The sequence below is a fragment of the Paenibacillus sp. NPDC056579 genome, from assembly GCF_042793215.1.
GTDB lineage: Bacteria > Bacillota > Bacilli > Paenibacillales > NBRC-103111 > Paenibacillus_S.
The window spans coordinates 299,415-325,895 of record NZ_JBHTVD010000006.1; the positions used below are offsets into that span (position 1 = coordinate 299,415).

16 protein-coding genes and 2 pseudogenes are annotated in these 26,481 nt (G+C 49.3%); 6 read left to right on the top strand and 12 right to left on the bottom strand.

Annotation, left to right across the window (positions count from 1 at the left end; genetic code table 11):
* Positions 1 to 623: 623 nt before the first annotated feature.
* Complete coding sequence (locus tag ACFQ88_RS23595; protein ID WP_379457958.1) at positions 624 to 827, top strand: helix-turn-helix domain-containing protein; 204 nt, start codon at positions 624 to 626, stop codon at positions 825 to 827.
* A gap of 821 nt (positions 828 to 1,648) precedes the next feature.
* Here the strand turns inward: ACFQ88_RS23595 and ACFQ88_RS23600 are convergent.
* Genes ACFQ88_RS23600 through ACFQ88_RS23610 form a run of 3 tightly spaced genes read right to left on the bottom strand, consistent with a single transcriptional unit; the run spans position 1,649 to position 12,696 of the window.
* Positions 1,649 to 7,429 carry a glycoside hydrolase domain-containing protein gene (locus tag ACFQ88_RS23600; RefSeq protein ID WP_379457354.1) on the bottom strand — a complete coding sequence of 1,927 codons (5,781 nt, stop codon included), beginning with the start codon at positions 7,427 to 7,429 and terminating at the stop codon, positions 1,649 to 1,651.
* Positions 7,430 to 7,455: 26 nt separating this feature from the next.
* Positions 7,456 to 9,186: an S-layer homology domain-containing protein gene (locus tag ACFQ88_RS23605; protein ID WP_379457356.1), complete on the bottom strand. Its 1,731-nt coding sequence runs from the start codon at positions 9,184 to 9,186 to the stop codon at positions 7,456 to 7,458.
* Between the two features lie 18 nt (positions 9,187 to 9,204).
* Positions 9,205 to 12,696 carry a PA14 domain-containing protein gene (locus ACFQ88_RS23610; RefSeq protein ID WP_379457358.1) on the bottom strand — a complete coding sequence of 1,164 codons (3,492 nt, stop codon included), beginning with the start codon at positions 12,694 to 12,696 and terminating at the stop codon, positions 9,205 to 9,207.
* Positions 12,697 to 12,927: 231 nt separating this feature from the next.
* Here ACFQ88_RS23610 and ACFQ88_RS23615 point away from each other — a divergent pair, with 231 nt between their 5' ends.
* From ACFQ88_RS23615 to ACFQ88_RS23625, 3 genes are all read left to right on the top strand, one after another.
* Positions 12,928 to 13,281 (top strand): TetR/AcrR family transcriptional regulator, encoded by a 354-nt coding sequence (locus ACFQ88_RS23615; RefSeq protein WP_379457360.1) that lies wholly within the window; start codon positions 12,928 to 12,930, stop codon positions 13,279 to 13,281.
* Positions 13,282 to 13,326: 45 nt separating this feature from the next.
* Positions 13,327 to 13,497, top strand: coding sequence for a hypothetical protein (locus ACFQ88_RS23620; protein ID WP_379457362.1), 171 nt, complete (start codon positions 13,327 to 13,329; stop codon positions 13,495 to 13,497).
* 361 nt (positions 13,498 to 13,858) lie between these two features.
* On the top strand, positions 13,859 to 14,011 hold the full coding sequence (locus ACFQ88_RS23625) for a hypothetical protein (protein WP_379457364.1): 153 nt from the start codon (positions 13,859 to 13,861) through the stop codon (positions 14,009 to 14,011).
* A 503-nt stretch (positions 14,012 to 14,514) separates the two neighbouring features.
* Here ACFQ88_RS23625 and ACFQ88_RS23630 read toward each other — a convergent pair.
* On the bottom strand, positions 14,515 to 14,637 hold the full coding sequence (locus tag ACFQ88_RS23630) for a hypothetical protein (protein ID WP_379457366.1): 123 nt from the start codon (positions 14,635 to 14,637) through the stop codon (positions 14,515 to 14,517).
* A 384-nt stretch (positions 14,638 to 15,021) separates the two neighbouring features.
* Between ACFQ88_RS23630 and ACFQ88_RS23635 the strand changes: the two genes are divergently transcribed.
* A complete protein-coding gene (locus ACFQ88_RS23635) occupies positions 15,022 to 15,294 on the top strand; it encodes a CBO0543 family protein (RefSeq protein WP_379457368.1) in 273 nt (90 codons plus the stop codon).
* A gap of 686 nt (positions 15,295 to 15,980) precedes the next feature.
* Here ACFQ88_RS23635 and ACFQ88_RS23640 read toward each other — a convergent pair.
* Positions 15,981 to 16,973: a DUF3231 family protein gene (locus ACFQ88_RS23640; protein ID WP_379457370.1), complete on the bottom strand. Its 993-nt coding sequence runs from the start codon at positions 16,971 to 16,973 to the stop codon at positions 15,981 to 15,983.
* A gap of 463 nt (positions 16,974 to 17,436) precedes the next feature.
* On the opposite strand from ACFQ88_RS23640, the pseudogene ACFQ88_RS23645 reads away from it, so the two are divergent.
* Positions 17,437 to 17,601, top strand: a pseudogene (locus ACFQ88_RS23645) (IS110 family RNA-guided transposase); the annotation flags it as partial.
* Positions 17,602 to 17,685: 84 nt separating this feature from the next.
* Here the strand turns inward: ACFQ88_RS23645 and ACFQ88_RS23650 are convergent.
* The 7 genes and pseudogenes from ACFQ88_RS23650 to ACFQ88_RS23680 form a co-directional block, all read right to left on the bottom strand.
* A pseudogene (locus tag ACFQ88_RS23650) lies at positions 17,686 to 17,886 on the bottom strand (tyrosine-type recombinase/integrase); the annotation flags it as partial.
* Between the two features lie 311 nt (positions 17,887 to 18,197).
* Positions 18,198 to 19,511, bottom strand: coding sequence for an ABC transporter substrate-binding protein (locus ACFQ88_RS23655; protein ID WP_379457374.1), 1,314 nt, complete (start codon positions 19,509 to 19,511; stop codon positions 18,198 to 18,200).
* A gap of 135 nt (positions 19,512 to 19,646) precedes the next feature.
* The gene (locus ACFQ88_RS23660; RefSeq protein ID WP_379457376.1) at positions 19,647 to 20,960 is read right to left on the bottom strand and encodes a sulfatase family protein; all 1,314 of its coding nucleotides are present in this window, start codon (positions 20,958 to 20,960) and stop codon (positions 19,647 to 19,649) included.
* Between the two features lie 97 nt (positions 20,961 to 21,057).
* On the bottom strand, positions 21,058 to 22,695 hold the full coding sequence (locus tag ACFQ88_RS23665) for an extracellular solute-binding protein (protein ID WP_379457378.1): 1,638 nt from the start codon (positions 22,693 to 22,695) through the stop codon (positions 21,058 to 21,060).
* Positions 22,696 to 22,886: 191 nt separating this feature from the next.
* Complete coding sequence (locus ACFQ88_RS23670) at positions 22,887 to 25,196, bottom strand: helix-turn-helix domain-containing protein (RefSeq protein WP_379457380.1); 2,310 nt, start codon at positions 25,194 to 25,196, stop codon at positions 22,887 to 22,889.
* A gap of 580 nt (positions 25,197 to 25,776) precedes the next feature.
* The gene (locus ACFQ88_RS23675; RefSeq protein WP_379457382.1) at positions 25,777 to 26,082 is read right to left on the bottom strand and encodes a hypothetical protein; all 306 of its coding nucleotides are present in this window, start codon (positions 26,080 to 26,082) and stop codon (positions 25,777 to 25,779) included.
* Between the two features lie 10 nt (positions 26,083 to 26,092).
* Positions 26,093 to 26,386: an FAD-dependent oxidoreductase gene (locus tag ACFQ88_RS23680; protein WP_379457385.1), complete on the bottom strand. Its 294-nt coding sequence runs from the start codon at positions 26,384 to 26,386 to the stop codon at positions 26,093 to 26,095.
* Positions 26,387 to 26,481: the final 95 nt, after the last annotated feature.

The following is a 26,481-nucleotide window of genomic DNA, read 5'->3' on the forward strand; positions in this document are numbered from 1 at the left end:
TCGAAGCACGCAAAAAGGGCCACCGACAAAACGTTGTCGATGGCCCTTTATCTTCTTTCATCAGCAAAATAGTCACACTTAAACAAGCGTAGGATTCTACACTTTTTTAAGACTATTCAGCCGATGAAAATAGGAAGCTTTCTGCCTCCCTGATTAAGCTCCATACAACGCTTCATCGTGTACAATTGAACGGAGCAAACTTTTCGCACAAGTTTAACATATCGGATATATAACACGTTCAACACCCTTCCTTATTCCCAGAGATTGTAGCATACGCTCTTTCAGGCGTCAATTCCTCTTGGAAAACAATGTATCAATACTCTGAGAAAATGTCACCTCAGAGTGATCAAGGCCGTGCTTACCAAGCGGCCTCAGCGTAGCTTTTGTGCTGAGAATACATGGCATCATAGAACGAAACCCTTATTGTGGTACATGGTTTTCATACCTCATCCAATTGCTCTTCGATTCCGATCCCCCTTCGTCGAAGCAGTCTTGGCTTCTTCCACGAAAACCCAGTAGTATCTACACCGATGGAAGTGGAAATTCCGCGCAGAACAATAGTATCGATGCCGCGGCGGCAACCGGGAGCTTTTCATCATCACTGCCTACTCCGCTTATAAAACATAACGAAACATGACTATCGAAAGACAGCGGAGCGGTTTGAGGTCTCGTATCAGCAAGTGCACCAAGGGGTCAACAAATACGAGAATTGGGGACAAGATGCTTTACAGGATGGCCGGGGGCGGAAAAAGGCAGCCGAAGAGTTGAGCGAAGCGGTTCGCCAGAAACTTGCCTCGAAGAAGTTGGAGTTGAAATGTACGGTTTAGAACGGAGAATGCTTACTTAAAAAAGTTATGGTAATTGCAAAGGAGGCGACGCTAAACGGGCACCGACAAGAGTATGTTTACCTAGCTATCCAGTCAGCTCGGCAAATTTGAAATGTTAGACCAAAGAGGTTGCCCAGAGAGTTAGCTCATTTCAAAATCTCTATGGCTTCTGTTCTTAGATATTCCTGATAATAGACGTTGCGGACCTCACGCTGCTTGCTGATGGTCTGTTTATCAATACTTGCCGCTCTAGCTTGGGACCAAGTGCCCAATGACTGGGTCATGTCTTGATCTTTATCCAAGGTAAATCCAATGTCAGCCAGAGCGCGTTCTCCCGCTTTGTAATACCAGAATTCAGTATCAACCAGAACACCATCATGATCGAAGAGTATGTACTTTTCATTGTTTCGTTCTCCTATAATTATTACGATATCGAGTGCTGCGATTGATAGGAAGTAGGGTATTCACTGGAAGGATTCCACCCTTCTTGCGTGTTAGCTGATCGCCGATCAGCGGCAAGAAAACATCCGTTTCTGGGGGTAGTTTTGTGTCATCCGCTTAATATGAGGGTATATTTGTGTCGGAGTTTCTTGATACAAATATACCCTCAATCTATTTGAAAGTCCGGAAAATCTGGAAATTGATTGTGTGTCATTGGACATTGTTGGTTGTTGTTGGCATCTTGACTTGACGGGAACTCCGTATTCCTTTGCGCTGTACAAGAATGAAAGGTCGAGCTCAGCAGCAAGATTCGCTCCTGACCCGACCTTTATTTGTAGCTCTGAATGACGATTCAATCCTGCTCCGGCGTTTGCGCACTCTTAAGGGGTAAAGCTAGCGTTATCGAGATTGCCGATATATTTGTAAGTCGTGCTTCCCGTGCCTTTCATCACGAGATATACGTCCTGAATACCGGTTAGCGTCTGTGTCAACTGCGCTCTAGCGGTTTTGTAGGTTCCCCATGCGGCTGCTGTCGGAGGCGTGTTAACCTTCCCGACCAGCGTACCGTTAACGCCACCTAGCCGAATTTCCACAGCTGCGTCGGCCGGGCAGCTTGCACTGTTGCTAGCATACTCGATGGCCAGCTGATTGACGCCGTCGCTGCCAAAATCCATTCGCTTGAAGGCAAGCCATGCGCCGCTAAATGTATTGGCGACTTGCTTGCCGCTTTTGCCCGCTTCGGTTTTCAACGGATTGTTGTTGTATGGATTAAGAGCCGCGGACCAGTCGTCATAGGCTTCCAATTCCAGCTTGGCAAAGTCGCTTCTGACCGGACGGTATTCGAGCGTCAAGCGGTCAAGATTCCCCAGGTACGGATGAGCGCTGTCTACCGTCCCTCTCAGAACTACATACACGTCCTGTTTTCCGGTAACGGTCGTGCTCAGGTCCGCTTCCGCTGTTTTGTAGGTACCCCAGTTGTCGCCGGTATGGGTCAACTGGACTGTACCGATAAGCTTACCTGTGATACCTCCCAATCGAATTTCCGCTATTGCGTCTGCCGGCGCTTTTTGCACAGGAGCGTCGTAGACGAAAGCCATATGATTTCTACCTATCGTACCGAAATCAACCGCTTTGAAGGAGAGCCAGGCACCGTCGAACGTATTGGCGACCACTTTGCCGCCGTTGTTGTTCTCTACCTTGAGCGTTCCCCCTTTGAGCGGGTGAGCCGTCGTGGACCATTCAGCTTTATCTTCAAGCTCGATGGCCAGCTGCTTCGGCTCCGGCTGTTCTCCGCCCGGCTCCTCCGGCGCTGTCACTAGCTCAAAGCCGGCATTGTCCAGGTTGCCGATGTACTTATAAGTCGAGTCCGTCGTACCGGTTAAGACAAGGTAAACATCCTGCATTCCTGTAACGGTTTGAGTCAGCTGCCCTGTAACCGTTTGGTAAGTTCCCCAGGCGCCTGCCGTCGGAGGTACGGCAATCTTGCCCACCAGTTGTCCGTCAACTCCGCCCAGACGAATTTCTACAGCCGAATCGGCTGCACAATTCGCACTGTTGCTCGAATACTCGATGGACCATTGATTCACACCGCTGCTGCCGAAATCCATTCCCTTATAGGCCAGCCAAGCGCCGCTAAATGTATTCGCAACCTGTTTCCCGCTCTTCCCGTTCTCGGTTTTCAGCGGACTGTTATTGGCAGGATTGGAAGCCGTGCTCCATTCATCGTATGTCTCCAACTCCAGCTTGGCGAAATCCGTTCTAATCTTCTGATAGCCGAAGGTCATCTTATCAAAGTTGCCGATGTAAGGCAACGAACTCGTCGTGATGCCCTTCATGACAATAACCAGCCTTTGCTTGCCTGTTACCGTTTTGTTCAATTGGGCTTGCGCTGTTTTATAGGATCCCCAGCCGCCGCCCGTATTCAGGAGGTCTACCGTTCCGATAAGCTCCCCGTCGACGGCATTCAACCGAATGTCCAGCTTGCTGCCCGCAGGCACTTTATTCGTCGGCGCATCATACTCCACGGTGATCTGATTGGCTCCTTGAGTGCCGAAATCAAAGTTATCATAGGCCAGCCAAGCGCCGTCAAAGGTGTTTGCAACCACCGTTCCGTTATTGCCTGCTTCGGTTTTTAGTGGGTTATTGTTGAAGGTATTCACGTCCGACGTCCACTCCGTGCGGCTCTCGAACTGAAGCGTCAACCCTCCGTCTCCAGGCTCGCCCGGCAATTCTGGCACCTCCGGAACCTCAGACTCCTCCTCCGGCAGCGGCAATGGCTCCGGCAGCGGCTCCTCGATGACCGGCGGCTCCGGTTCGGGTTCGGTTACCGGCTCCGGCTGCGATACGATCGGTTCTGCCAGCCATAGCGAATCGTAGATATTGCCGTTGTAGGCGTCCACCAGATAAACATTCATCTGATACTTGCTTGCATTGACATTGAAAAGCTGCGACAGCTGGAAGCTTCCGGTCTGCACGGGCACGGCGTTGGACATCAATGCCCGTTCATAACCATCCATTAACTGGAAGACTACGACAGCGGAATCCGCATAATCGCCTTTCAGTGTTCCTGTTACCCGCACATCCATATTGCCGTTCCGATGCACATCGGCTTTGAGATCATACACGTCCCACTGGATGTCGGATGTATAGGCGGCATTCGAGATCAGCACGTGGCCGATCGTATGGCCGGAGCCCTCATCCGCCTTCACCCGGACCTGAACCTTCCCTGCTTCGAAAGCGAGCGGGCCTACGGTTTGTGGATTGGTGGTCACCGGCTTCCATTTCAAGCCTCCGTCTGTGCTATACTCATAGTCGGCCGGCTGCTCAAAGCCGGGAACGAAAGTCCAACCGAAGGTATTGGCTTTATCGTCCACGACCGGCACTGTCGGCGCCTCCGGTTTCTTCAGCTGCTTGACCGCTGCAAAGCTGAATTCGAAGGCGATATCTGAGCTCGTCGCATTCACCTGATGGACCTCTGCAGCAATGACGTTGGTCCCTTGGACCAAATACGAAGGGTCTATCTGATACGAATTGCGGACCCGCTCGTCATTGACCGTCGCGTTCGCAAAGGTGCCGTAATGGACTTCGCCGGCCGGCATATTCGTACGGATCACTTCATGACCGTTCAAGTAGACGATAGCCCCGTCATCGCGAATGAGGCTGGCATCCAGCTCGAGAATATCATGGGTATTGGCTACTTCGAAGGTTTTGCGGAAGTATGTCGTCGGATACTTATTGTTAGTGTCCGGGCCGTAGCTCATCTTCGTTTTTACTTTGCCGTTGTTGTCATAACCCAGCATCGCGGGACCTTGGGCCCAACTGCTGTCGTCGTAATCCAAGCCGGTCCAGCCATTGCCGGCATACTGGCCTTTATCATAGTATTTCCATTCGGATTGCTCGGCGATCAATGTCTGGCGTGCCAGCGCATTATTGACTTCCGATGTAAAATTCAATGCCGGTGGAGCAGCGCTGGGAGCGGCTCCCCAGCTCGTATTCGGGGTGGAGTCCATACGAAAATTCAAAGTGCCCCCCGACATCACATCGTCATATTGAATCCAGGCCCGGTTCAAGTTGTTTCCATTTAACTGTGCGGATTGGATAAAACGGTTTTTGCTGGACACATTGTCAGCTTTAATCGTAAATGTTTTGCCGTTATCCAAATGCAGCTTCACTTCAGAAAAAATCGGCGAACCGATCAAGAAGCTTGCTTCACCGGGATTGCCCGGGAACAAGCCCAGCGCACTATAGACAAACCAGGAGGACATCCCGCCGGCATCATCGTCCATGGATTGTAAGTATCCTTCCGGATCATCCCTGTAAACCCGGGATTTCATCGGATAAGCGTAAGGCCCGTGGTTATGGTATTTTTGAGTGACCGTCTCTGTGGTGTATTGTCTGGCATAATATTGGGTTAAATACGGATAACCCAGGTAGTTGAATAAGTATGGAACATGCAAATCCGGTTCATTGATGGCCATATACTCGTTGATTTTGAAAAAATGCTGGAGCTCTTGCGCCATTTCTTTCTTGCCGCCCATCAATTGGGCAAGCCCATTTACATCTTGGGGAACGGACCAGCGGTATGTCCACAGGTTGCCCTGATAAGCGTACTTATCTACCGCTAAAATATCCCCTTTACTCACCGTCTGCCCGTTCGGAGTAAAGAAGCCGCGCTTCTCCCCGTTCTCATCGACCTGATTCGGATTCCAGAGCTGCTTGTAGGACAAGGCGAGCTGCTTGTATTTCTCATACGTATCGAGGTCTCCGACCAGCTGGGCGAGCTTCATAGGAAACGAGGCGCTGTTGGCCTTCTCCAGCTTGCCGGATATTTCCCCGTCGCTGACCGAGAAATTATCCGCATCCACAGCCATTCCTTTGAGCGCTTTGTATACATCGAAGTTCGTAAAGCCTTTGGCGTACGCATCGAGAATAACCGCTCCGTTAAACTCATTTCTGACCGTCGGACTTGGCCAGTAGCCGTCGCCCCATTGAGTATATGAGCCTCTTGTACTGTACAGATCGACAAGGGACTTCACCATGTTCTCATATTTCTTCGGAGTTAGCACCGAGAACAAAGCGTACTTGCGGAAGTCATCCCAGGTTGTCCAGCCATTATAATATTCAAAATCATTGCCGAATTCGGAGACCTGACGAATCGTGTTCTCGTCTCTCCCCGCTTTGAAGGTGCCGTTGGAGCTGGTCACATTATTCGGATGAAGGAACGTGTGGTACAGCTGCGTATAAAAGACACGCTTGTTCTTCTCGTCTGCGTCGGTAATTTCCACCTTGTTCAGCAATTCACTCCAAGCATTCCTGGACTTGGTATGCTGCGCATTGAAATCCCAGCCGGCAATATCGTGATCCCGTTCGTACTTAGCCTGTTCTACGCTGATCGTCGACAAGCCGACTTTTGCCTGAATCACTTGGCTATCCTTCGTATTGAAATTCACCCATACGCCGCTGTTCGAGCCGCTGCGCTGAGCCACCGCTCCGACCGCGTCGCCCTGCCAGGAGCTGTAGGACTGAAAATCCTGGTCAAACTGGATGGAGTAATACATCGTGTAGTATCCATGCCCGCAAACATTTTGCGATTTGATCATACCTGAAATCTCATTGCTGTTTTCCACCGTCAGATTGGCATCCACCATGCCTGCATAGGAGTTGGACAGGTCGATCAGCACCGATCCGGTCTCGGTCCCCGGGAACGTGTAGCGATGGAAGCCCACATTGTGTGATGCCGTTAACTCGGCACCGATACCCGATGCCAGCTTGACGCTGTAAAAGCCAGGGGTAGCCGCTTCACTGTTTTTATCGTAACGCTGCTTGTATTCATCCTTGTTTTTCGTAAATTCGCGAATTTCTGGCATCATCAGGATGTTGCCGCCTGCACCGCTGCAGCCGACGCCGCTAAAGCGCAAATGCGAGAAGCCTTTTAAATACTTATCTTGGTAGTAGTAGCCGCTGAAGGCCCCACCGTCACTATCGGGACCCAATGAAACCAGACCGAACGGCGTAGTCGGCCCCGGATTCGTCTGCCCGTTGTCACCCATAGTGTTAATGAACGGATCTACATAATCCACCGGAGCCAGGTTCGACGCCGGATAGGCAGGCAGCTTGTCGCCCTCCACTCCGTAAATTTCGAGCTCATACAAACGAACCGTGTTATTGTCATAGGCTCCCTTATCGATATATAACCTTACATACTGGGCAGAAAACGTCGGAACATAACGTTCAACGATCGTTTGCACGTTATTTTTGACCACGTCGACATCCACCCACGTCTGGCCGTCTTGACTCATTTGCAGCCGGAAATCTTTAGTGTTCCAGAACGGGCTGTTGGTCGATTCACCGATGGCGGCGTTTTTCACGACCCATTGGTTCATATTGTAGACTTGGCCCAAATCGAGCGCTAACCACTTGTTTGCCGTACTCGTATTGTCGCACCACTTCGTATCGTTCTTGCCGTCCACCGCTGCGGTTGCGCTCTCGTTCGCATTGCACTGTCCCGAGGCTGTCGCCTTAGCGTTAAGCGCCACATTCTTGGTCTCGACAACCGGTAATGCGGGGTTGACTGCCGCAGCTGCGATTTCCAAAGCGATCGGCGTCAGCATGCTGTATGTGATCATAGCCGTCATAACAATTGATAGTAACTTTTTCCACATTGCGATGGGGTCCTCCCGCTTTCGTATTATAAAGAAGCTTTGGGCAGCAGCCTATGGATCATGACGGCCACCTCGGCCCGGGTCACGGATTGCTTCGGATGGAAACGAAGGCCGTCTCCTTCGATCAGTCCTTTCGCCCAAGCTTCGCTCACGGCTGCTTCCGCCCAAGCCGCCACCTCGTTCCAATCCGCAAAGTCAGGGGCCAATTTCACCGTTGCGGTCAATTGGAAGTAAGGAGCTGCCTGCACCAAGGCAATGACTGCTTCTTCCCTCGTAATCTTGTCATTCGGCCGGAACGCGCCGTTATAGCCCGATACGATGCCAAGCGATGCCGCTTCTGCTACAGGCGTGGAATAATACTCATTCGGCGCTACATCCGAGAACGGATTCGCCGCAGCTACCGGAGACGCGGTATCGTTCCACTTCAACGCGCGCATAAGCATGGTTACGAACTCTGCCCGGGTGATTCCCCGACCCAGCTCGTAATGAAGGTCATCTACGCCGTCCACGATGTGCTTGGCGGTCAGCGAGCGAACGGCCGGCTCCGCCCAATGTCCTGCTACATCGGCAAACATTTTGTTATATTCCAGAATCGTATAATACGAGAAGTGCGCCGCTGTAAATGTGAAAATACCTTGCCGGATCGTGCCTCCCACGTACTCCGCTTGATGGCCGTTTACGTAATACACTCCGGCAAGATCGGACGAAATCGCTTGTTCCTGCGCCGGTGTTAACTGAATCGCCACAACGGCGGGCTTGTCCAGCGTATGGATTTCTACCGTGCTGTCCCCGGTGATCAATTTGATGACAACGGACAGGATCACTCCGGTGCTTGCGTAATCCGCCTGGTTCTTCAGCGACCGGCTTAACACCTGCTTGGCTTCCTCCGTCCAGGCTGCGTTCAATTCGATGCGTATCCGCGACTGCGAGTCAGCTGTGGATGTAAGGGAGCCTGCAGGGAAGCGGAGCGTGTTATTACCGGATTGAATAATGAAATCCAGGCTCTTGTCCTTGAGCTCCTGCAGCGACTTGGCCGGGAACTCCAGCGCTTGGACCGATAAGCTCGCGTCCGCCGGCAGCTGAATCGTTACGGCTCCGGTGGCTTGCGACATGGCTTGAACCAGCGTGCCGCTGCCGAATACGTAACGGCCATCTCCAGAGCTTTCGGGCTGTACGATGCCGTCGGCTGTTTTTCCCGCGTTGACGGGGATGCTGCCGGTATCAGGCTCAGGGATGGTAACGCTGCCTCCTGTAGAAGGGCTGGATGAGTCTCCACCATCGCTGCCGGAATCAGAGCCCCCTCCGTTCCCTGGGCCGGCCCCTCCGCCATTACCTGGATCGGTGCCTCCCCCATTCCCCGGATCGGTTCCGCCGCCGTTGCCTGGATCAGTACTGCCTCCGCCATTCAGATCTACTATGGTAAAGGCTTTGCTTTCCGATTGACTCTTATTGCCCGCCACTACCTTGTATTCGCCATATGGAGCAAAATCTTCGTGATTCGGAATAGTTACTTTAGTTGAATAACTGCCCATAGAAGGGGTTATAGAATCGAGATAAAAGATGGTTTGATTCGGTCTTACAATTTTCACCACAACATCGGAATCGTCGCTTGTCACCGTCCCGGAAAGGATGATTTCACCGCCGCGTTGAACTTCCTTTCCACTCAGGTTGAGCGTGAAGGAAGCCGGCGCCGCATGAGCTGATAGCGATGATAGCATGATGAACAATGCCAGCAGGGCCACTGCATACTTTTTCAACGTATTCCATCCTCACTTTCATTGAAGCGTAATAGGCCTTGCCAGCTGATTCGGTAAAGTCGGATCACTATGAAACTGATCCATCACAAAAACTTTTACCTTGTAATTCGCTCCCTGTACGTTGAAATATTGGGTGAACGCCAGCTTATTTTGCTTGACGGGAACGGCATTCACCAGAATCGGCATGTCACCGTCCAGCAGCTCGAATACCGTATAGGCGTCTGCGCTGTAATCGGCCGTAGGGTCCAATGTGACATGTACCTCCAGCTGCTCGCCCCGCTTAATTTCACCGGTAATCTTATACGTATCGTGAACTTGATTCACGGTAAACGGCTCGTTCGAGGAGAGCGCAAACCCGGCCTCCGCTCCCGTGGTGGCATTCGCTTTCACACGCACCTTCACAGCTCCTGCAGCGTAATGGTTGTCTCCGACCGGCTGTGGGTTAGCGGTAACTGGAAGCCATTGATTCCCGCCGTCGATACTATATTCGTAATCGTTCGGGCTTGAATACCCGGGAACGTTCGTCCAGCCGAACGTATTGTATCCGTCATCCACTACCGGTGCGGTCGGTGCCGCCGGAACATTTCCCGAGGTGCTTACCATGCTCTCGACCGAATTGTCCCTTTTGTCCACGGCTTTGACTACGAATTCGTACGTTTCGCCGGCAACCGTATTGGCTGCAATATATTGATAGGCGTCCTGACCCTCTACAGCAGGAACATACGCGCTCCAGTTCATACCTAGCTTGCCACCCGCTTCGAGGATTCTAAAGCCTCTTACGTCGTCGTCTGCCTGAACACTTTGCGGACGGTTCCAGGAAAGCACCGTTCTGCCATCCCCTGTTTGGCCTGCCGTCAATTGCTCTACTGGATTCGGCTTGCTGTCCGTTCTGACGATGGTATACGTATCGAACGGCTTGTCTTGCCCCGACTTATAGGACTCAATGGTGAAGCTGTCCGCCGTCATCTTGATACCGGAAAAGATCGGTTCGTAAGGCTGCTCGAAAACAGCCGCATAATAGCGGTCAACGCCATTTTTTATATCATAGTACTTGGTACCCGCCGAGTTGTTAATCATGTACAAGGTGCCGTCCGGATTCAACGGGTTCCCCTTATCGTCCTTCTTCACGTCCTTAACCGGCTTATTATTGTACATCTGATGAGATCTCATAAATGTGTGGTCGTGCCCTTGCAAAACGACGTCGATCCCGAGCTCGTCGAATACGGGATAGAGCATTTTTCTCATATCCAAAATATCCGTATCCAGAGCATGGTTCCCGAGCGAATAAATCGCTTTATGGAAACCAACCACTTTCCACTTCTTGTCGGTCTCGGCTACTTCTTTCTTTAGCCACTCCACCTGTTGGCGGAACGATTCCTTCTGGCGGTCGTCCCAGGCCATATCCATCGTATTCAAGATCATAATGTGCGCATCGCCATAGTCATACGAATATACGCTGCCTGGAGGCAAAGGATTTTGAATGGAGTCGTTCGGGTAGTTGAAATGATAATAATAGTTATCGTTATATGGTCCTTCGTGATTGCCGACTGCGGCCATAATCGGCAGCTTGAGGAACATGTCCTGCGGCTTGCCGAAATAATCGAGCCATTGCGATTCCAGCGAGCCTGCATCCACCTGATCCCCGGTCATCACCATAAACTTGGAATCTGGGTAATGCTCAAGGCCCTGCTTCAGCGTATCGGCAAATACTTCGTAATCATGCGAAATGGCGCCTTGCGAGTCCGTCATATACAGAAACTCGTAGTTCGTTTCGTTCTCGGCTTCGGTCATAAAGCTGCCGACTTCGCTCCAGTTATTGTCGCTTCCGACCCGGTATTTATAAACAGTTCCCGGTGCCAGGCCTTCAGCCAGCACCTTGTGGCTTATAAAAGAGCCGTTTGTCGAATTCGTAATTTTGAGAGTTAAAACGCGGGTTTCTTCCGGCTTTCCGACAAACCGCTTTATGGCTGCCGAGTTAAAATCTTGGTCTGCCGTCACGATTTCCACAATGCTGTCCTTGGCGTTAGCCGGCGCGTTTTGCGGTTTTTCATAGCTTGTGTACCAAGCGAATGAGCGATTCGTTTTAGGGCTTCCATTGAACGACATCGCAATGGCGATCGGAGCATAGTTGACCACTTCAGATAAATTCGCCGGGCTGAATTGGAAGCTGGCTACAGAGGTTCCGTTCGTATATTGCAAGGCGCCTTGTCCGTCGTAGGTTACTTTCACCCGTTGTCCAGGCTTAACGGTACGGGCAAGGTTCAATTTCAGAACCGACGGATCGCTGCCCTGTTCCACGGATTGAACCTGAACGGCTTGGTCGTCCGCCGTAACGGATACATGAGACGTTAATCCTGCGGGCGCTGTATTCAAGTCCTCAAGCATGGTAAGCGAGAGGCTCGCGCCTTCCTTCGGAACCGTCGCCGATACCGGTCCCGAATAGGTCTGCGGCAGATAGAACACGCCGCTCGGCACGATGGACTTACTCATGCTTGGCGCTGACCAGCGCAGATACAGATTGGAACCGCCGAAGTCTTCGAAATACTCAATCCTCACATTGTATTTCTTGCCGCCCTCCAAGGAGATAGCGCTGCTCGACTGCTCTTTGTCCCAGTCATTTACCCAATGGTCAATGACCAACTTGTCGTCAATCCAGAGACGAAAACCGTTGTCTCCGATCATATAGAAGGTATAAGCGTCCGTTTGCGGCGGTATGATCTGTCCCGTCCAGCGAACATTGGCATGGTCTTGTTGACCTGTCCAAGCTTGCAGTACCGGGTCCAGATTCGTGAAGTTCACTTGCGGATCTACCGTCGTCGCTTTATAATCGCCGAAGCTAAAATCGCTTTTTCCGGTGTAGTATTCACCAAGCAGCCCTTGATCCTTGGCTGTTGCGGCAGACGCTGATATAAGTGGTGCCTGCGCTACCGGGGACTCTACCTGGCCGTAAGCCTGAAATTCATAGATTTGGGCTGAATAGCAGCCGGTAGACGCATCCGCATCACCAGGGTCCGCAATGGATAGCTTGAAAAATCTTGCCGTAACGGGCGTATCCAAACGATGCGTCGTCACGGCGTATGTATTCCCCGTCACTGTAACGACGGGCGTCCAATTCACATCGTCGTTACTGGTTTCGATGGTATAATCCCGGGTATTGTAGCCGGACGGTTCTCCCGCCGAACCCGCATGCGCTAGCAGGAATTGATTTACTGTGGTTTCAACCCCCGTATCGACTTTCAGCCAATATGGATTTCGGGTATCGGATAAATTCGTTTCTCCCTGATAGACCCATTTGCTAGATGTGAGATTCCCATCAATCGCCTGCGACGGTTTGTACTTGTCAGATACATAACCGTACGCGGATGCGGTTACAGTGCTTGAAGCAAAGACATTCGTGGCAGCTGGCTCAGCATGGACTGGCGAAATCGGCCCATTGCCTGCAGAAAACAACGATGTCCATAACAAGACTGCGACTAACGCACGATTGAGCAGCGCGATACTCTTTTTCACTTCTCTCTTCCCTCCCAAAAATATATCTCTGTACATTAGGGAACTATACCTAGTACGAGTTTCTCGTTCAATAGAATTAATCATTACTAAATATTTTGTTTATGTTAACTTAGTAGATTCGTTGTCAAGCGCAAGGGAGCTTGGAAACGTATTTTGACCGTGTGGTCAGCATAGCGACGAGTTGATGCATTTGCCTGTACAGTTATACGAAAGAGATAAGGTTCTTGAGGATTGTTTGTCCTTGTTTGCGCGTCATGGTATAAAAATACTTCGACGGAAATGATCGCGGAGGTAGCCGGCACTCCCAAAGCTTTGATCTTCCATCATTTCAGAAACAAGACAAAACTGTATTTGAAGCTGGAGTATTGTTCCCGAAAAATCGGGGCTGAGCTGAAGCTGGATACGGTTTTGGCGTATGATGATTTTTTTCAAGCCATTGATGAGTTTAGCCGTTTGAAGTTTAATTACATTCGAAATTCACCTGACGAGTACAAATTGGTGTACGAAGCGTTATATTTGACACCGGACGAACTGAAACCGGATTTGCAAGAAAAGGTACGGGGATGTAACCGCGGGGAACCATAAAGTGTAGAGAAGGTTGTTTGAAAAGGTGCCGCTTCGGGGGCAGGCGTGGAACGCGAGCATTCTTTTGAGCTGGTCATGATTACTTTGGAGCATTTTGAAAAGAAATTCCTGATGGAAGCTTCCGAAATAGAAGCTATTGATGATGCTGATGTTGAGGACTATTTCGATATGATGAACCGTTTTTGCAGCATGCTCCGCCATAGAATCGCACAATAAAGTTGGTGGTACATTAAGGGAGCATGGATCACCTTTCGGTGCCGTCGCAATATTGAAGGCCCCCCGCTTCCTAAAGGATTTGCAGAAGCTGGCGCCTCCGCAGGAACAGCGCAGCGTTGAACAAGCTTCGAAGGATCTCAAATTAACCAGACCTGAGCTCACCGATGAGCAAAAGAAAGAGTTGTACCGGTGCTTAATGGAATCGAAAACAGATAGGCTGGAACCGCGTTTAATCGGAACGAATATCAGCAGCTAACCGGTATTGTGACAGCTTTAGATGCGCATTAGCAACTCGTAAAAATAGAAGCGTCGGGAGATTGGTAGTTGCTCGAATTCGAAAACATTCTAGGGGTTGAGTTCCATGTTGAAAGATATTGAAAGAAAAGTGCTTCGCATCTTGGCCAATCTCTCCTTATTACACAACAGAACGCCAACCCTTCGCGAAATTGGCATTAAGGTAGGACAGGACGATAAGGGCGTCATGAACGTATGGGCCAGCCTGGCAAAGGAATGATATAGAGTGGTCTCCTAATGATCCGGAACGGATCACCTTACTTGAGATCGAAGAGTGTGATCCATTGCCCCCAAGTAAGTGGATGAATGTATATGATCCAATTTATGTACGCGATCAACGCAGTCAGCGACAGTCTAGGACGTCATTTTATCTTCCATGGCTGCCGCTGTTTCTATTATTGGGAACATTATTATAATTCGAAAAGTCGCGTCTTGACAGACTCTATGTACTTTTTCAAACTTTCCTCCACACATTCTGCAACTAATTGTACGAATGGATTTAAGTCATTTTGAATACTCGCTTATTCTAAAGTCTCGTAATATTTTAACCGAACCTCATTTGCTGCTTTTTACAATGGCTGGTGCGAGTCTCATTGGTAAATGGGAAATTTCTTCATTTCGGACCTTATATTCACGGTTTCCTCAGCGTAAAGCACGCCGGCCATGCTCCCCCTTTCGATTAAGCGCAAAGCAGGAAGAAATAAGCTTCCTCCCTGACGTCCGTTACAGTTTCGTATTATTTTTGGCCTGCTGGATCAATGCGTTGACAACCTCATCCATCTTTATCGTAAAGGTCTGATTCATGAACGTGATGCTGACTTCATTGGAGCCCGGCTTTCCTTCCAACTTCAGGCTTTTGGTTGTAACTGTGAAAGAGCCGTCCGGATTTTGATTGTACTGGGCTCGGGACACTTAGTATTTTTATTAGGGGAAAAACAACACATATAATATGGTACATCATATAAAATTTCTCAATAAATGGGATAAGGTTCTTGTCATTTATGGGATAATGTTCTTGTCATCCGACAGAATTTATGTCTAGAAAGGCTTATAGCTACTTTCTAGACATATGTATAAAATACGCGTTTGTGTATATGTTAAAAACAAGTAAACGTGTCCGACCAACCTTCACAACATCAAGTACCTTCTCACTTTATCAAGATCCCTCGGTAACAACCTCGGATTTCTATTCTTTTCAGATTATTATCGACAAGTCACTGCGTATTCCTAATGGAACCGCCGTATACCTTTCCGGCGGATATAACTGTTTTTCCAGTAAGTTTTATGGTAGTTTATCAATTCTTTAAGACTTGGAAATCTTATTTATTGGCGAGTATTTTCTTGGCAGCATTGTTTTGCTACGTTAATGAACCCTTATTTGTTCTGGGTAATATGTTTCAGATGAATAACTGGACTCACACGCATTCTTTTATTGGCTTTTGTTTCAGCATACTCAGCAGATGGATTGTTCTTAAATTCTTGAGTATGAGTAAACAAAACTGATATAACGAGCTGTCTGCTAGTCACTTGGTTAGATTATCCAACAACTAGACTACGGAGTAATGATATTCTTAATCTGAGTCAAGGATATGAAGCCCCGACTTTATGCGAAAGTCATGGAATCATTCCCTGGCTTTTTGGTTTATCCAAAAACGCATGTTCCTCAATATTCAGTCCTTTTCGTCATTTTCTTCGACTTTCAGCCGATCTATTTCGGGACTATCAAGAATAAGCTCGCCGGTCGTTGGTTATCTCATGTTATTAAAAAACTGAATATCATTTTACTTTCGCCTAAATTTTCAAGTAAGACGTACAATAAAATAAAAACAGCCCAGAATGAAACCTCGGCTGCAATCGGAAATATGAATATGGTCCTACAATAATATTATTTCCACATTTACTTCGCAGAACATGTATTCTGTGAAGTAAAAAAGTTCGTCTTTAATTGGTTATTAATATAATAATAATTGGCTTCCCATAATCAGTTGTCTAATGACATAACACTAGCGAAGAAAAACGTAAGTTCTTCAGTGGCCTCATGCGATTCCCGGGTCTTTGCAAACTTCATATATCGCATTGTAAACCAGGATTCTAATTGCGCAATCCTCCCCTTTTAGCGGAATAACTATCTGTTTTATAATGTTACAGTTCTTCGATCCTGTACATTAGAGGAAAGTATTGTTAAGAACTTATTTCTTTATGAGTTTATCGCGGTCAACTGCTTCTGGCGGTTGTTCCAACCATCCATTGTCAATCATGATATTTGCGCCATCTTCCACATATAAAATTACGTCCGTTTGGCATTTCAGAAATAAAGCACCGATATCTTTTCTACCGTTAAGTGATATGCCATTGGCATATTCCCTTATTTTTACATTAAACATGTCTACTTTGTGAAAAAGCATGAGGTTGTCAGAAAATGGAGATATCGTGGAAGAAGTCACCAAATAATCTTTCAGTGTCGGGTAAGGCAACCCTTCGTTAGACAACTTTTCTGTTAACAATTCGATGTGTTTCTGATTAAGTTCCTTTCCTCGCTCCAGAAATTTCCTAACCTTATTGTCATTTGCTACTTGAGCAAAGCCAATAATAAGTGCTTTGCTTGTGATATCATTATTAATATTTCCGAAAATATGGGCAATTTCCAATCCTTGCATGGGTCTGCTTTCTTCAAAAAATGAGCCTAAAAACTCTTGGCTATGTACAAAATCAACTTTTGCAGGGGGCTGAATAACAGGCGAATTCATAAGCTCATTTTTAGATTCAGCTATCACTGCAACAACTGAAAGCAGTTTCATTGTATCATCAACGCATTTGACGAAAAAATCTCGAATATCCTTTCTTGTAACCAATGGAATAGCTACTGTATACAGACTCATTCCGGCTTTGCCCGAATACCTCAAATAATGAAGATAAAACTCATCGTTAAATAAACGAGGGGCTTTCAAGTTTACATCACTGTCTGTGAACCCAACGGGTGTTGGAAAGTCTGCTTTTTGAAAAAAAAGTTCAATCGTTTGGATATAATTTTTGCATAAATCCAATGCATATTCTAAAGCCACTTTAATATCGGGGTCATTTACATGCTTCAGATAATAACTAAGCACGCACTTTTCCATTGTGTTTCCTATGTATGTAGCCCAGAGCTTGCCCATTTCTGTTGCTGTGAGCTCTAATTTCATAAAATCCACTCCTTTTTTTCCTAGTGAGGTCTTAAGAACAGTTTTAACATATCCAATAAGGGAAAAAATATACTTTGTAATCCGCCTTTCAGCTCATCAAAGCTGCAGCTTAATGCTTCAATTGGGTTAGCACATACAATACTTACCATGGTCCTTCTGGGGGAAATTTGGTGGTAATAAAAGATCCTCCGTTACGACGGAAGGCTTCAATGACAAGCTGAGTTCCCCACAATCCAAAAGAAACTTGATATATCAAGTGTCCTCATAGTTTTTTGTAAATGCAAATTACTTAATTTTGTACATATGTAATAAAATCGGCTCAAGCCCTTATGTATCAAGGCTTTTGTCGGAGGATGACAAGAACCTTATCCCATTCCCGACAGACGAAAACCCATCGCTAGTTGCGATGGGTTTCAATGCATTTTACTTCTTAAATTGTGAGCCTGGATACGTATTGATCGACCTCTATCTCATGACGATGTGTATGGTCATGACCAATCCGGATGTTAGAGCCCTGCATCACTACAATGTCGACGTGAAAAAGCTCAAGAAAATGAAATCCATTATGAAATTATGCGGCAAAGTAGCCCGAATGCTTGTAGCTCTGGCCAAGTTCACATCTAACTAAGGCTGAGCCTGGCTCGCTGGCTGATGTATTCGCAGGACACAATAAGTCCTTGCTTCAAACGAATTCACCCTCACGTACCTACGCTTACAAGGCAGGGATTTTGGAAGGGCAATACGGCTTTGCGGCTGCGGTAGGGCTTATGAATTCCGTTATCACTGCCAAAGCTTCTCTTTGTTTTGATCCCTTTCCATTTACAATTGCGGAGCAGTTTTCCCAATTCAGGTCTTCGATGTTTAACTTCTCCACCTCTCCAACCCGGCAGCCAGTACTGTAGAGAAACTTTAGAAGAGAACGGTCAAACGACCGCTCGACTCAGACGGACATAGACATTAAATGACACCCCAGATGAGGTGTCCTTTAACATGAATATATTTGGATGACTCTACTTCCATTTCATTGCCGAGTTATTTTTGCCGGTTCGTTTCCGCTTCTCTCAGCGCCGAGTTGATATCTTTCTCCTCTTTGACGATTGGGACGATGGCATTAGACATACAACCATCCGCAAACGAATAGTACTTGCTCACCGGAAGCGCTTTCGTGGGAGTGGATATAAAGGCCGCCTTCAGCGGTAGGCAGGTGCGACCGCTCCTTTGCATTTATTTGACTGTCTGTTCCTGAATATACTGGTTCAGCTTTTCTTGCGCAGACCGCAGGGCGGTATTGACATCGACACCTTTCAGCATCACTTCTTTCGAAGCATCATTAATCAAGCCGCGGCCCTTCTGATCGAATTTCGTATGCTCATGTACTCCGGGTTGGAAGGTGAAGAAAGCGTTCAGATTCTTTCCTTGCAAGAAATCGAGCTCCGAGCCGTAATCTTTCTTCACCTCCTCCGTCTTCTTCAACACGGTCATACTTCCTTTCTTATTGAAGAACTTCTGCACTTCGTCGCCGGCGATATAGGATATGACTTGATAAGCTTGATCCTTATGTTTGCTTGTGGACGAAATGAGTAGATTGTGTGCCTCAGCCTGCCACGCAAATCCGCGCCCTTTGTCAAATGTAGGCAGCGTCACCAGGTCCCAGTTAAACGTAGTTCCGTCTTTTTGCATTTGCTCGATATTCCCGATCATGCCTGCGTTCCAGTAGGCTGCCATTCCGACTACTTTCTCTTTCAGAAACATTGCGTTTACGTCTGCAAATTTACCGTCATTCACATAGCCCGGGACGGAGTGAATCGCTATGAACTGGTTAAGAACTCGCTGCCACCCGTCGGTGACCAAGTTAGCCTGGTTCGTTTTCTTGTCCACATAGGGGAGAGTAAGTCCCATAGCCATTCGGTCGGCCCCCCCGGTTGACATTCCAAGATATTGCGTACTCCCGTCACTGCGCGTCAGTTGACGCGACAAGCTGACGGTCTCCTCCCAGGTCATACCATCCTTCGGATAGGGGATTCCGAATTTATCGAAAATATCTTTGTTATAGAACAAACCAGGTACATTCATACGGAAAGGAAGCGCTATGAATTCGCCTTTGTCGCTGAATTTCTTGATTTGTTCCGTCAGCGTCGGGTCGAAATTTGCTATATTCGTTCCGAACTTTTTGATATACGGATTGAGATCTTCCGTAATCTTGAACTCCTGCAATCCCGGGATACCCGGCAAACCGGACATAATTAGATCCGGGACATCGCCTGCCGTTATGAGTTCTGCAAGTTTGCCGGTAACCCTCTCAACGGTAATATGAGGGAATTTCTTCATGACCATCTGGGTGAAGTAGGAATCGAATTCCACGTCGGTAAAGCCGCCGTAAGATACGAAGAGTTTCAGCGTGACAGGCTCGGTGCTGACACTTGCAGAGTTATTATCCGTTCCACCGGCTTCTGGTTTGCTGCTTGTTTGACCGGAGCAGCCACTCACCAGCAGCACTGCTGCGAGAATGCCTGCATGGACTATCTTCATTCGTTTCATTGTGGGACCCTCCATTGTCTATATGTCAACTCTATAAGACGTCATTGTGGTGCGACAATCCTCTTCAAGGGAGTGTCTCATACCCATCAGGGCATCTGTTGAAAGCAAAGTTATTATCAGCCGGTTCGAAGTAGTTTACTCGAAGTTGTTCGGGTGCAAGCTGCCGAGCGGGTTGACACGCGCTCCTTCAGGTGCCGGTACCGGACCCGCGAGCAGCGGATCGTCTGTACGCCGCATCCAGCTTTCCAGCCGTTCAGTCAGGTCGGAAGCAATGCCTACATAGGCGGAATCGTCGATCATGTTCTCGCGTTCGACGGGATCGAGATACAGATCGAACAGCATGTCTTTGGAGCGGCTGCGCTCGCGGATGCCGTGCTGCATCAGGAATTGTTTGCTCATGCCGTTGTCCATATTGGACATGACTACCTGACCGTGATCGTCGTAGAAGCGGATCAATTTGTAGCGTTCCGTCCGCACGCAGCGCATAGGCTCGTAAGCGGCATGGTATGTCACCTCGGAGAATAGTTCGGTGCGAACTTCGGATACGCTGCCGTCCAGCAGTGGCACAAGCGAGCAGCCTTGCAGCCAGTTCGGCTTGGCAATTCCGGTTATCTCGCATAATGTCGGGAACAGATCGATCTGAGAGACGATCGCGTCGATTGCTTGACCTTCTGTCCTGCCCGGGACACGCATCATGAGCGAAACTCCGATGCCCGTGTCGTACAAATAACATTTCATTCGGGGGAAAGGGATGCCATGATCGGTCGTAAAGATGAGAATCGTGTCGTCCCACTTTCCGGCGTCCTTGATGGCCTGCCGCACAATGCCGAAGCACTCGTCGACAACCGCAGCCGAAGCGATAAATCCGGCCATATCCTTGCGGTTCGCTGCTGTGTCGTACATCGGATGCGGAGGCATGACGTACCGGGAATCGACCGGGCGGCTCGTCTGCGGGAAATCGAATTCCGCGCGGTGCGTGTTGTGCAAGCCGACGGTCAAGAAGAACGGCGCGTCCCCCTGCTTGCCGATGAACTCGGCAGCCAGCCGGGCCGTCTGCAAATCGCGCGCTTCGCCTCCACGCGCTTCGTTCAAAAGATTGAGATTTTCCTTGTAGCCGAGCTCGTTGACCGCCCCCGCGCCGTGATTCTCGTGTTGTACGCCGCTAAGCGCGGTTTCATAACCGTTCCGGGCAAGGAACGAAGCGAGGTGCTGCGAGCAGTCGTTCAGCCGGAAGCCGCGATGGGCGAGACCGATCATCCCGTTCGAATGCGGAGCCATTCCGGTAAGCAAGCCGCTGCGGCTTGGCGAGCAGGTTGGACCGGCGCAGAACGCTTGGCGGAACAGCGCCGCTTCTTCGGCAAAGCTTTGCAAATGAGGAGTAGGTACAGCATACCCGTAAGGCTGGATGTATCTCCCGGTATCATGCGTGTGGAAATAGACGATATTCATGGCTTCAGCGCTCCTTACACGTTCGCTCTATCTTGATTCCTATTTAAAGTGTGGTGAAAAGACGTCCGCTGCGCGAACGGATCATTCCTCCGATCGGTCAGTTGTTTTTGTACCGGTTGTAAGCGGCCTGATAAATGCCCGTGTATTCGTCGGAACCCATACTCTTCAGCGTGCCGACGTAGTTGTCGTACTCGGTCAACGGCACGGCGCCGGTGACGAATTTGACCCGCATTTCCACGACATAGGTGGAGATGACGCCGGACAGCATATTCAACCTGTCCTGCTCCTCCTTCGTGAACAGGAAGCTCGGCAGTATTTCCCGCGGAATGTCCGGCTCCAGCAGCTTGGCGGAAGCAAGCGCGGACGGCATACTGTTGCCCGTCCTGTCGTACTTTTCCGTAATCAGATGCGGCAAACTGCCGCCTGGCCATGGCGAATAACGCCCGATCATCTGCTCAAGCGACAGCCCTTCCAGATTATGAGCGATCCGATCGGTATAGTGCACACTGCCGTCGGCAAGTGTTGTGTATGTTTCGCCCTCAATGCCCATACGTAAAAATTTGGAGCCTTCTTCTCCGTAAAAATAGTCGATCCAGCGTATGGTCGCTTCCGGGTGCTTGTTGTTTTTCGTAATCGCAAATGTGCCCTGCGTCTGGGTCACCGGGCTGACCGCCGTATACAAACGATTTCCATTCGGGCCTTGCAGCGCAGGCATAGACACGTAATCGTTCCTGTAGTTGTCTCCGGCCTTATACGTGTTTGTCATATTCGTCGCGCCGACTAGCCCTTGGGTCAACTTGCTCTGCAATTGCGGCGAATCCTGCGTGAATACTTCTTTGTCGATAAGGCCGTCCCGGTACATATTGTGCAAATATTCCAGCAAGCTTTTGTATTGGGGCTCCATTGTGTAAAAGCGAATGTTTCCGTCCGGCCCGACGTCGACATTGCCGTTCTTAAACCCTGTCAGGGCAAGCCCCCAGGCTCCTGCCAAGCTTTCCCACAAACTGAACCCCTTCTCTCCGGACCAGACGACTTCATCGGCAATACCGTTGCCGTTGAAATCTATTCCCTTAAACGCTTTCAACGTCTCGTAAAATTGCTCCGTCGTCGATGGAATCGGCAGGTGCAGCCTATCCAGCCATCTTTTGTTGATCCACGGCTTATTGCCTACAAGGGGCGCCAAGTATTCGGCTACCTGCGGCAGCGCGTAGATATTGCCGTCTGGCGCCGTAATGCTTTTTTTTACGTTCGGATAGTTGGCGAACATTGTTCTCAAATTAGGCGCATACCGCTCGATTAGCTCGTTGAGCGGGATGAGAATGCCTCGAGATCCGAAGTTGACCATGTCAAACGGAGACAGCTTGGCACGGTATAGAAAATCGGGCAGATTGCTTCCGGCGAGCGCGATATTGCGCTTTTCGCGGAAGAGGTTGTCCGGCTCTGTCTGCCAATGGATCGTCATATTCGTTTTTTTGGCGTACTGTTTCAGTACCTCCATGTCCTTCCATTCGCCGTGCGACACCGCCTTGGCGCCCATAGCTGACAACACGATTGGCGCGTTGACGATCGGGAAGCCGGTCAGGTTGAACAGATTTACCGCCTCCTTCACCTTGGTGTCGGAGGCTACCGGATTAACCGGAGCCGCGGGGCCGCTCCAGCTGACATCCTTGCATGAGGCGAGCAGCAACAAGACGGAGACCAGTCCGGCCGCAAGATGCGCAATTCGGTTGTTCATCTCTGTTCGCTCCTTTCGGCTTCCAATGAAATTAAAGTAAAATAACCTCCTTCCCTTGTGCGAGTTGCCCTCAGCATACAACAGGGCGTGGAGGCAGGCTATAAGCAGATCTGTGTCGGTATAATCAAATATTGACCGGTCAATTTCCTTGATCGTCTGTTTTTTACATTACCCCGGTTTTCCTCATTCCGTTACCCTTTGATTTGCAGGCTTCGGTATTGTTCGGGCGTGACGCCTTCCATCTTCTTGAACTTGCGAATGAAGTTGGAGACGTCGACGTAACCGACTCCCTTCACGACATCGGCCAAGCTTTGCTGCTCGTTCAGCAGCAGCTCCTTGGCTTTGCTCATGCGCAGCATGTCCAAATAACGGATCAGGGAAAAGCCTGTCTGATCCTTAATGAACCGCGTTATGTAGGAAGGTGACTTCTGAAAATGGTCGGCGATCCGCTCAAGCGTCAAGGAACTGTCGCTGTAGTTGGTTTGCAGAAATAGCAGGATATCGTCCCGCAGCTTAAAGTTGCGGCTTTCCTTGCGCCCGGCCACATCCTCACACACATGACGGCAGACGCGAATCATCTGCTGCTCCAGCACATCGATCGTCTCTATATTGTACGGCTGCATCGCATCGACAAGCTCGTGCGCGCTAGCGGCTTGTATCTCGTCCAATACCTTCAATAGCGTGTGCAGCAGTCCGGCACCGGCCAGACGGGCCGCTTCTGGCGTGACGGACTGCGAGCGAATGGTGCCGATCATGCTACGGATGCACAGCTCGGCTTCATCCGGATTACCTTGACGGATGCTTTTCACCAGCCGTTCCTCCAATTCGTGGAAGTAAACGGGCCGTTCCTCCAGATGCGACTGCAGCTCCTCGAAAAACAGCGCCTGCCTCGTTCCCCGCACGAAGCGGTAATGAATCGCCCGCCGCGCTTCGGAATAAGAAAGCCCGATGGAGGTCAGTGATTCATATGCCTGACCGATGCCGATACTCAGCGTAAATTTGTAATAAGTTATGAAGAAGTCCTGGACGCTTTCAGCAAACGAACTGAGATGCGGTTTATAAGCCGCCAGATTGTCCAGATTGACGATCAAGGCGACGCCGCTTTCGTCGGCTGTGGTTACTCCGTAACCTCGTCCTATTTCCATCGCGATCTCCTCGGCGACATTAAGCATGCTGAATTTGAACAATTCCTGCATCGAACCGGAGTAGGCCGATTGGAAGGCGGCGTAATCGTCGATGACGAGAAGGATGGCGACAAAATGCGGATAATCGAATCTCACCTCGGCCAATTCCAGCGTATGCTCTAGGTCGTCCGCCTCCAACTGTTTGCCCTTCAGCAGCGACAGCAGCACGTTCTCGCGGATCAGTCCCTTCTTACTCCTCAGCTTGGTCATCATGCTTTCTTTCCCGGACAGCTCGCGCACAGCGTTCGACAAATAGACGATTTCGTCTGTCGAATCGGCCGCCCTCGTCTCCGTTTCTTTCTTGTCGGCGAACAGTTGAACAAGCTGCCTCAGCTTCTGGTAATTGTTGTTTGCCAGCACGAACGAGACGACCGTTCCTCCTGCGAGCAGCATGATCATGATCATGCCGAGCAGCTTGCGGCTCTGCAGCACTTTCTCCAGAAACAACGTTGTTGGGATGAGCGTAATGTAACTCCAGTTGTTAATCGCCGACGATTCGCGGATAACCGAGTAGGAGATGCCTTTAACCGCGCGGGTCGCGACGGTCCCGGGTGCATCCGACAAGCTGATGGCAAGCGCCTTGGGAAATTGAGGATCGTCGGCAGTCGTAAAGATCGTCTGCCCGTTCTCGTCCACTACATAGAGCGACGTGCCGGGCCTGCTGACCAAGTTTTCGCTGATCGACAGCAGCATCTTCTCGTCGAGCAAGAACATGACGACGCCATAAGGTGTGCCCGAGTAGGCCGGAAGCGGATACAAATAAGTGGCGAAATGGGAAGGCGAAGAGTCGTTGACGGTAAATACGGGTTCCACCGGTCGAATGACCGGTCCGTCCAGCGAACGGATGACGCTGTTCAGAGAGGATGTCCAATTCGGGTAATGGTATATGCGCTCGGCAAATTCATTCTCGGTATAGACGCCGGTTGCAGCAAATATGCGATCATTATCGTAGGCATCGTATTTCAGCACGATATCATGAATGAACGAGTTGCTGGTCAAATATTTGTTCAGTTCGGCAACGGCCTGGTAAGAGCTGAAGCCGGGCCGAGCAAGAGCAAACGGGGTAAGAAGCGTGTTGGAGGAAATTTGCACAGCTATGCGCTGCAGCTCGTGGAAGCGCGTGTCCATAAGATCGCGCAACTGCGCGTCGGCGGCAATTTGTGCCTCCTCGACTTGCTTCTCCAGAGCGGCGATAATACCCGCGTACGAGAAGCTGCCCAAAACAAGCAGAAGCAGGAGCACCAGCACGAGGTAGGAAAAAAATATTTTGTAGAAACGGACGGATCGTCGGCTTTTGTTCATCAGCCATTTCAGCATGCTGCGACACCTTTTCTATATAGTTTCCTGTTGGCTTGCCAAGCTTTTGTTCTCCATACCAGTAGAGTAAAGCATCATACCCTTCATAGGTTTGATGTCGCCAACAGGTGGAATGTTGAGCAAACCTTTCAGACCCTGCACGATTCGCTCTTATATGGCTTTCTTATTCTTCGCGCTAAATTTTACCGCTTTACTACGATTGGCCCAAAAGTTGCCGCCGTGGTCACGGTCCTGGTAAGTAACAAGCAGCTCTCCGGCATGCTTGACTTTGGTGATTTTTTACCATACGGACATATTTTGTGAATCTCACATCGATCGTGTTCATCTCCATCCAGAAAATTCCGTTGGTGGTAATCGTTGTGTTCACTTCTGACTGTGGAGATGCCGCCATCGGCTAGTTCAGAAGACTCCCTGCGGGCGCCTTACTAAGGACGGTGGATAACGAAAGACATGCCGCCAAAACGATACTTATTTTTTTCTTTGACAAATACACCACTCCTTGTAGAAGGTGATTACCATTCCCGCCATAAAAGTTGAGCGTTTACATTATAATAACATAATATATATTACAAATATCATATTATTTCAATCCAACATTATGGCCGGAATCCCCCATGAGCGGCGGATTACCGGCAATCGAGTCGGCGGACTGTCGATCTTTTTTTATCATATTTACCATATTTTGTTTTACCATTACTGCTATTACACGTAATGAGGCTACCGTTACCAAACAAGCGGCCGTGATCGGAATGGCCTGCTGCTCCCACGTCTGCAGCGAAGTCAGTTCGACAGATGGAACCAGCCTGCTCGCTATCTGCGGCGATATCGTCAGGATCACGTAGTGAACCTCAATCATTTCGCCATTCTCGCATCGAACTCGTTGCACCCGCCCGTCATCATGCTCGCACCTGCTCTTTCCAGATTCCGTAGGGGATGAACTCGTCGACTTTTCGAAAAATATCCGGATTTAAGTTCAATTCCCGGAAAATGTCATACTCATCCCCGGCATAGAGTGCATGTGAACCCAAATTGAAGTGTATTCTGTCCTTTTTGTTTGTGATCGCCCTTCCCCCCATCTGATTCTGACTTTCCAAAACGACGACGCGTTTTCCTCCTCTTGCTAAATAAATTGCTGCGGTCAGTCCGGCAATACCTCCACCAACAACGGCCACATCATACTTTGAAACCATTCGAAGAAACCTCCTTCATGTGTTGTCATTAAACAAGACAGGAAGGAGGCCGAAGATGTGACAAAGTGGTAACAGTGTCTTGAGAAAATATAGTG

Excerpts from the sequence above, each read along its gene's own strand:
- ACFQ88_RS23640 (WP_379457370.1), bottom strand. The coding sequence starts at position 16,973 with ATGAAATTAGAGCTCACAGCAACAGAAATGGGCAAGCTCTGGGCTACA.
- ACFQ88_RS23625 (WP_379457364.1), top strand. The coding sequence starts at position 13,859 with ATGTTGAAAGATATTGAAAGAAAAGTGCTTCGCATCTTGGCCAATCTC.
- ACFQ88_RS23665 (WP_379457378.1), bottom strand. The coding sequence starts at position 22,695 with ATGAACAACCGAATTGCGCATCTTGCGGCCGGACTGGTCTCCGTCTTG.
- ACFQ88_RS23680 (WP_379457385.1), bottom strand. The coding sequence starts at position 26,386 with ATGGTTTCAAAGTATGATGTGGCCGTTGTTGGTGGAGGTATTGCCGGA.
- ACFQ88_RS23670 (WP_379457380.1), bottom strand. The coding sequence starts at position 25,196 with ATGCTGAAATGGCTGATGAACAAAAGCCGACGATCCGTCCGTTTCTAC.
- ACFQ88_RS23655 (WP_379457374.1), bottom strand. The coding sequence starts at position 19,511 with ATGAAACGAATGAAGATAGTCCATGCAGGCATTCTCGCAGCAGTGCTG.
- ACFQ88_RS23635 (WP_379457368.1), top strand. The coding sequence starts at position 15,022 with ATGGAACCGCCGTATACCTTTCCGGCGGATATAACTGTTTTTCCAGTA.
- ACFQ88_RS23600 (WP_379457354.1), bottom strand. The coding sequence starts at position 7,429 with ATGTGGAAAAAGTTACTATCAATTGTTATGACGGCTATGATCACATAC.
- ACFQ88_RS23660 (WP_379457376.1), bottom strand. The coding sequence starts at position 20,960 with ATGAATATCGTCTATTTCCACACGCATGATACCGGGAGATACATCCAG.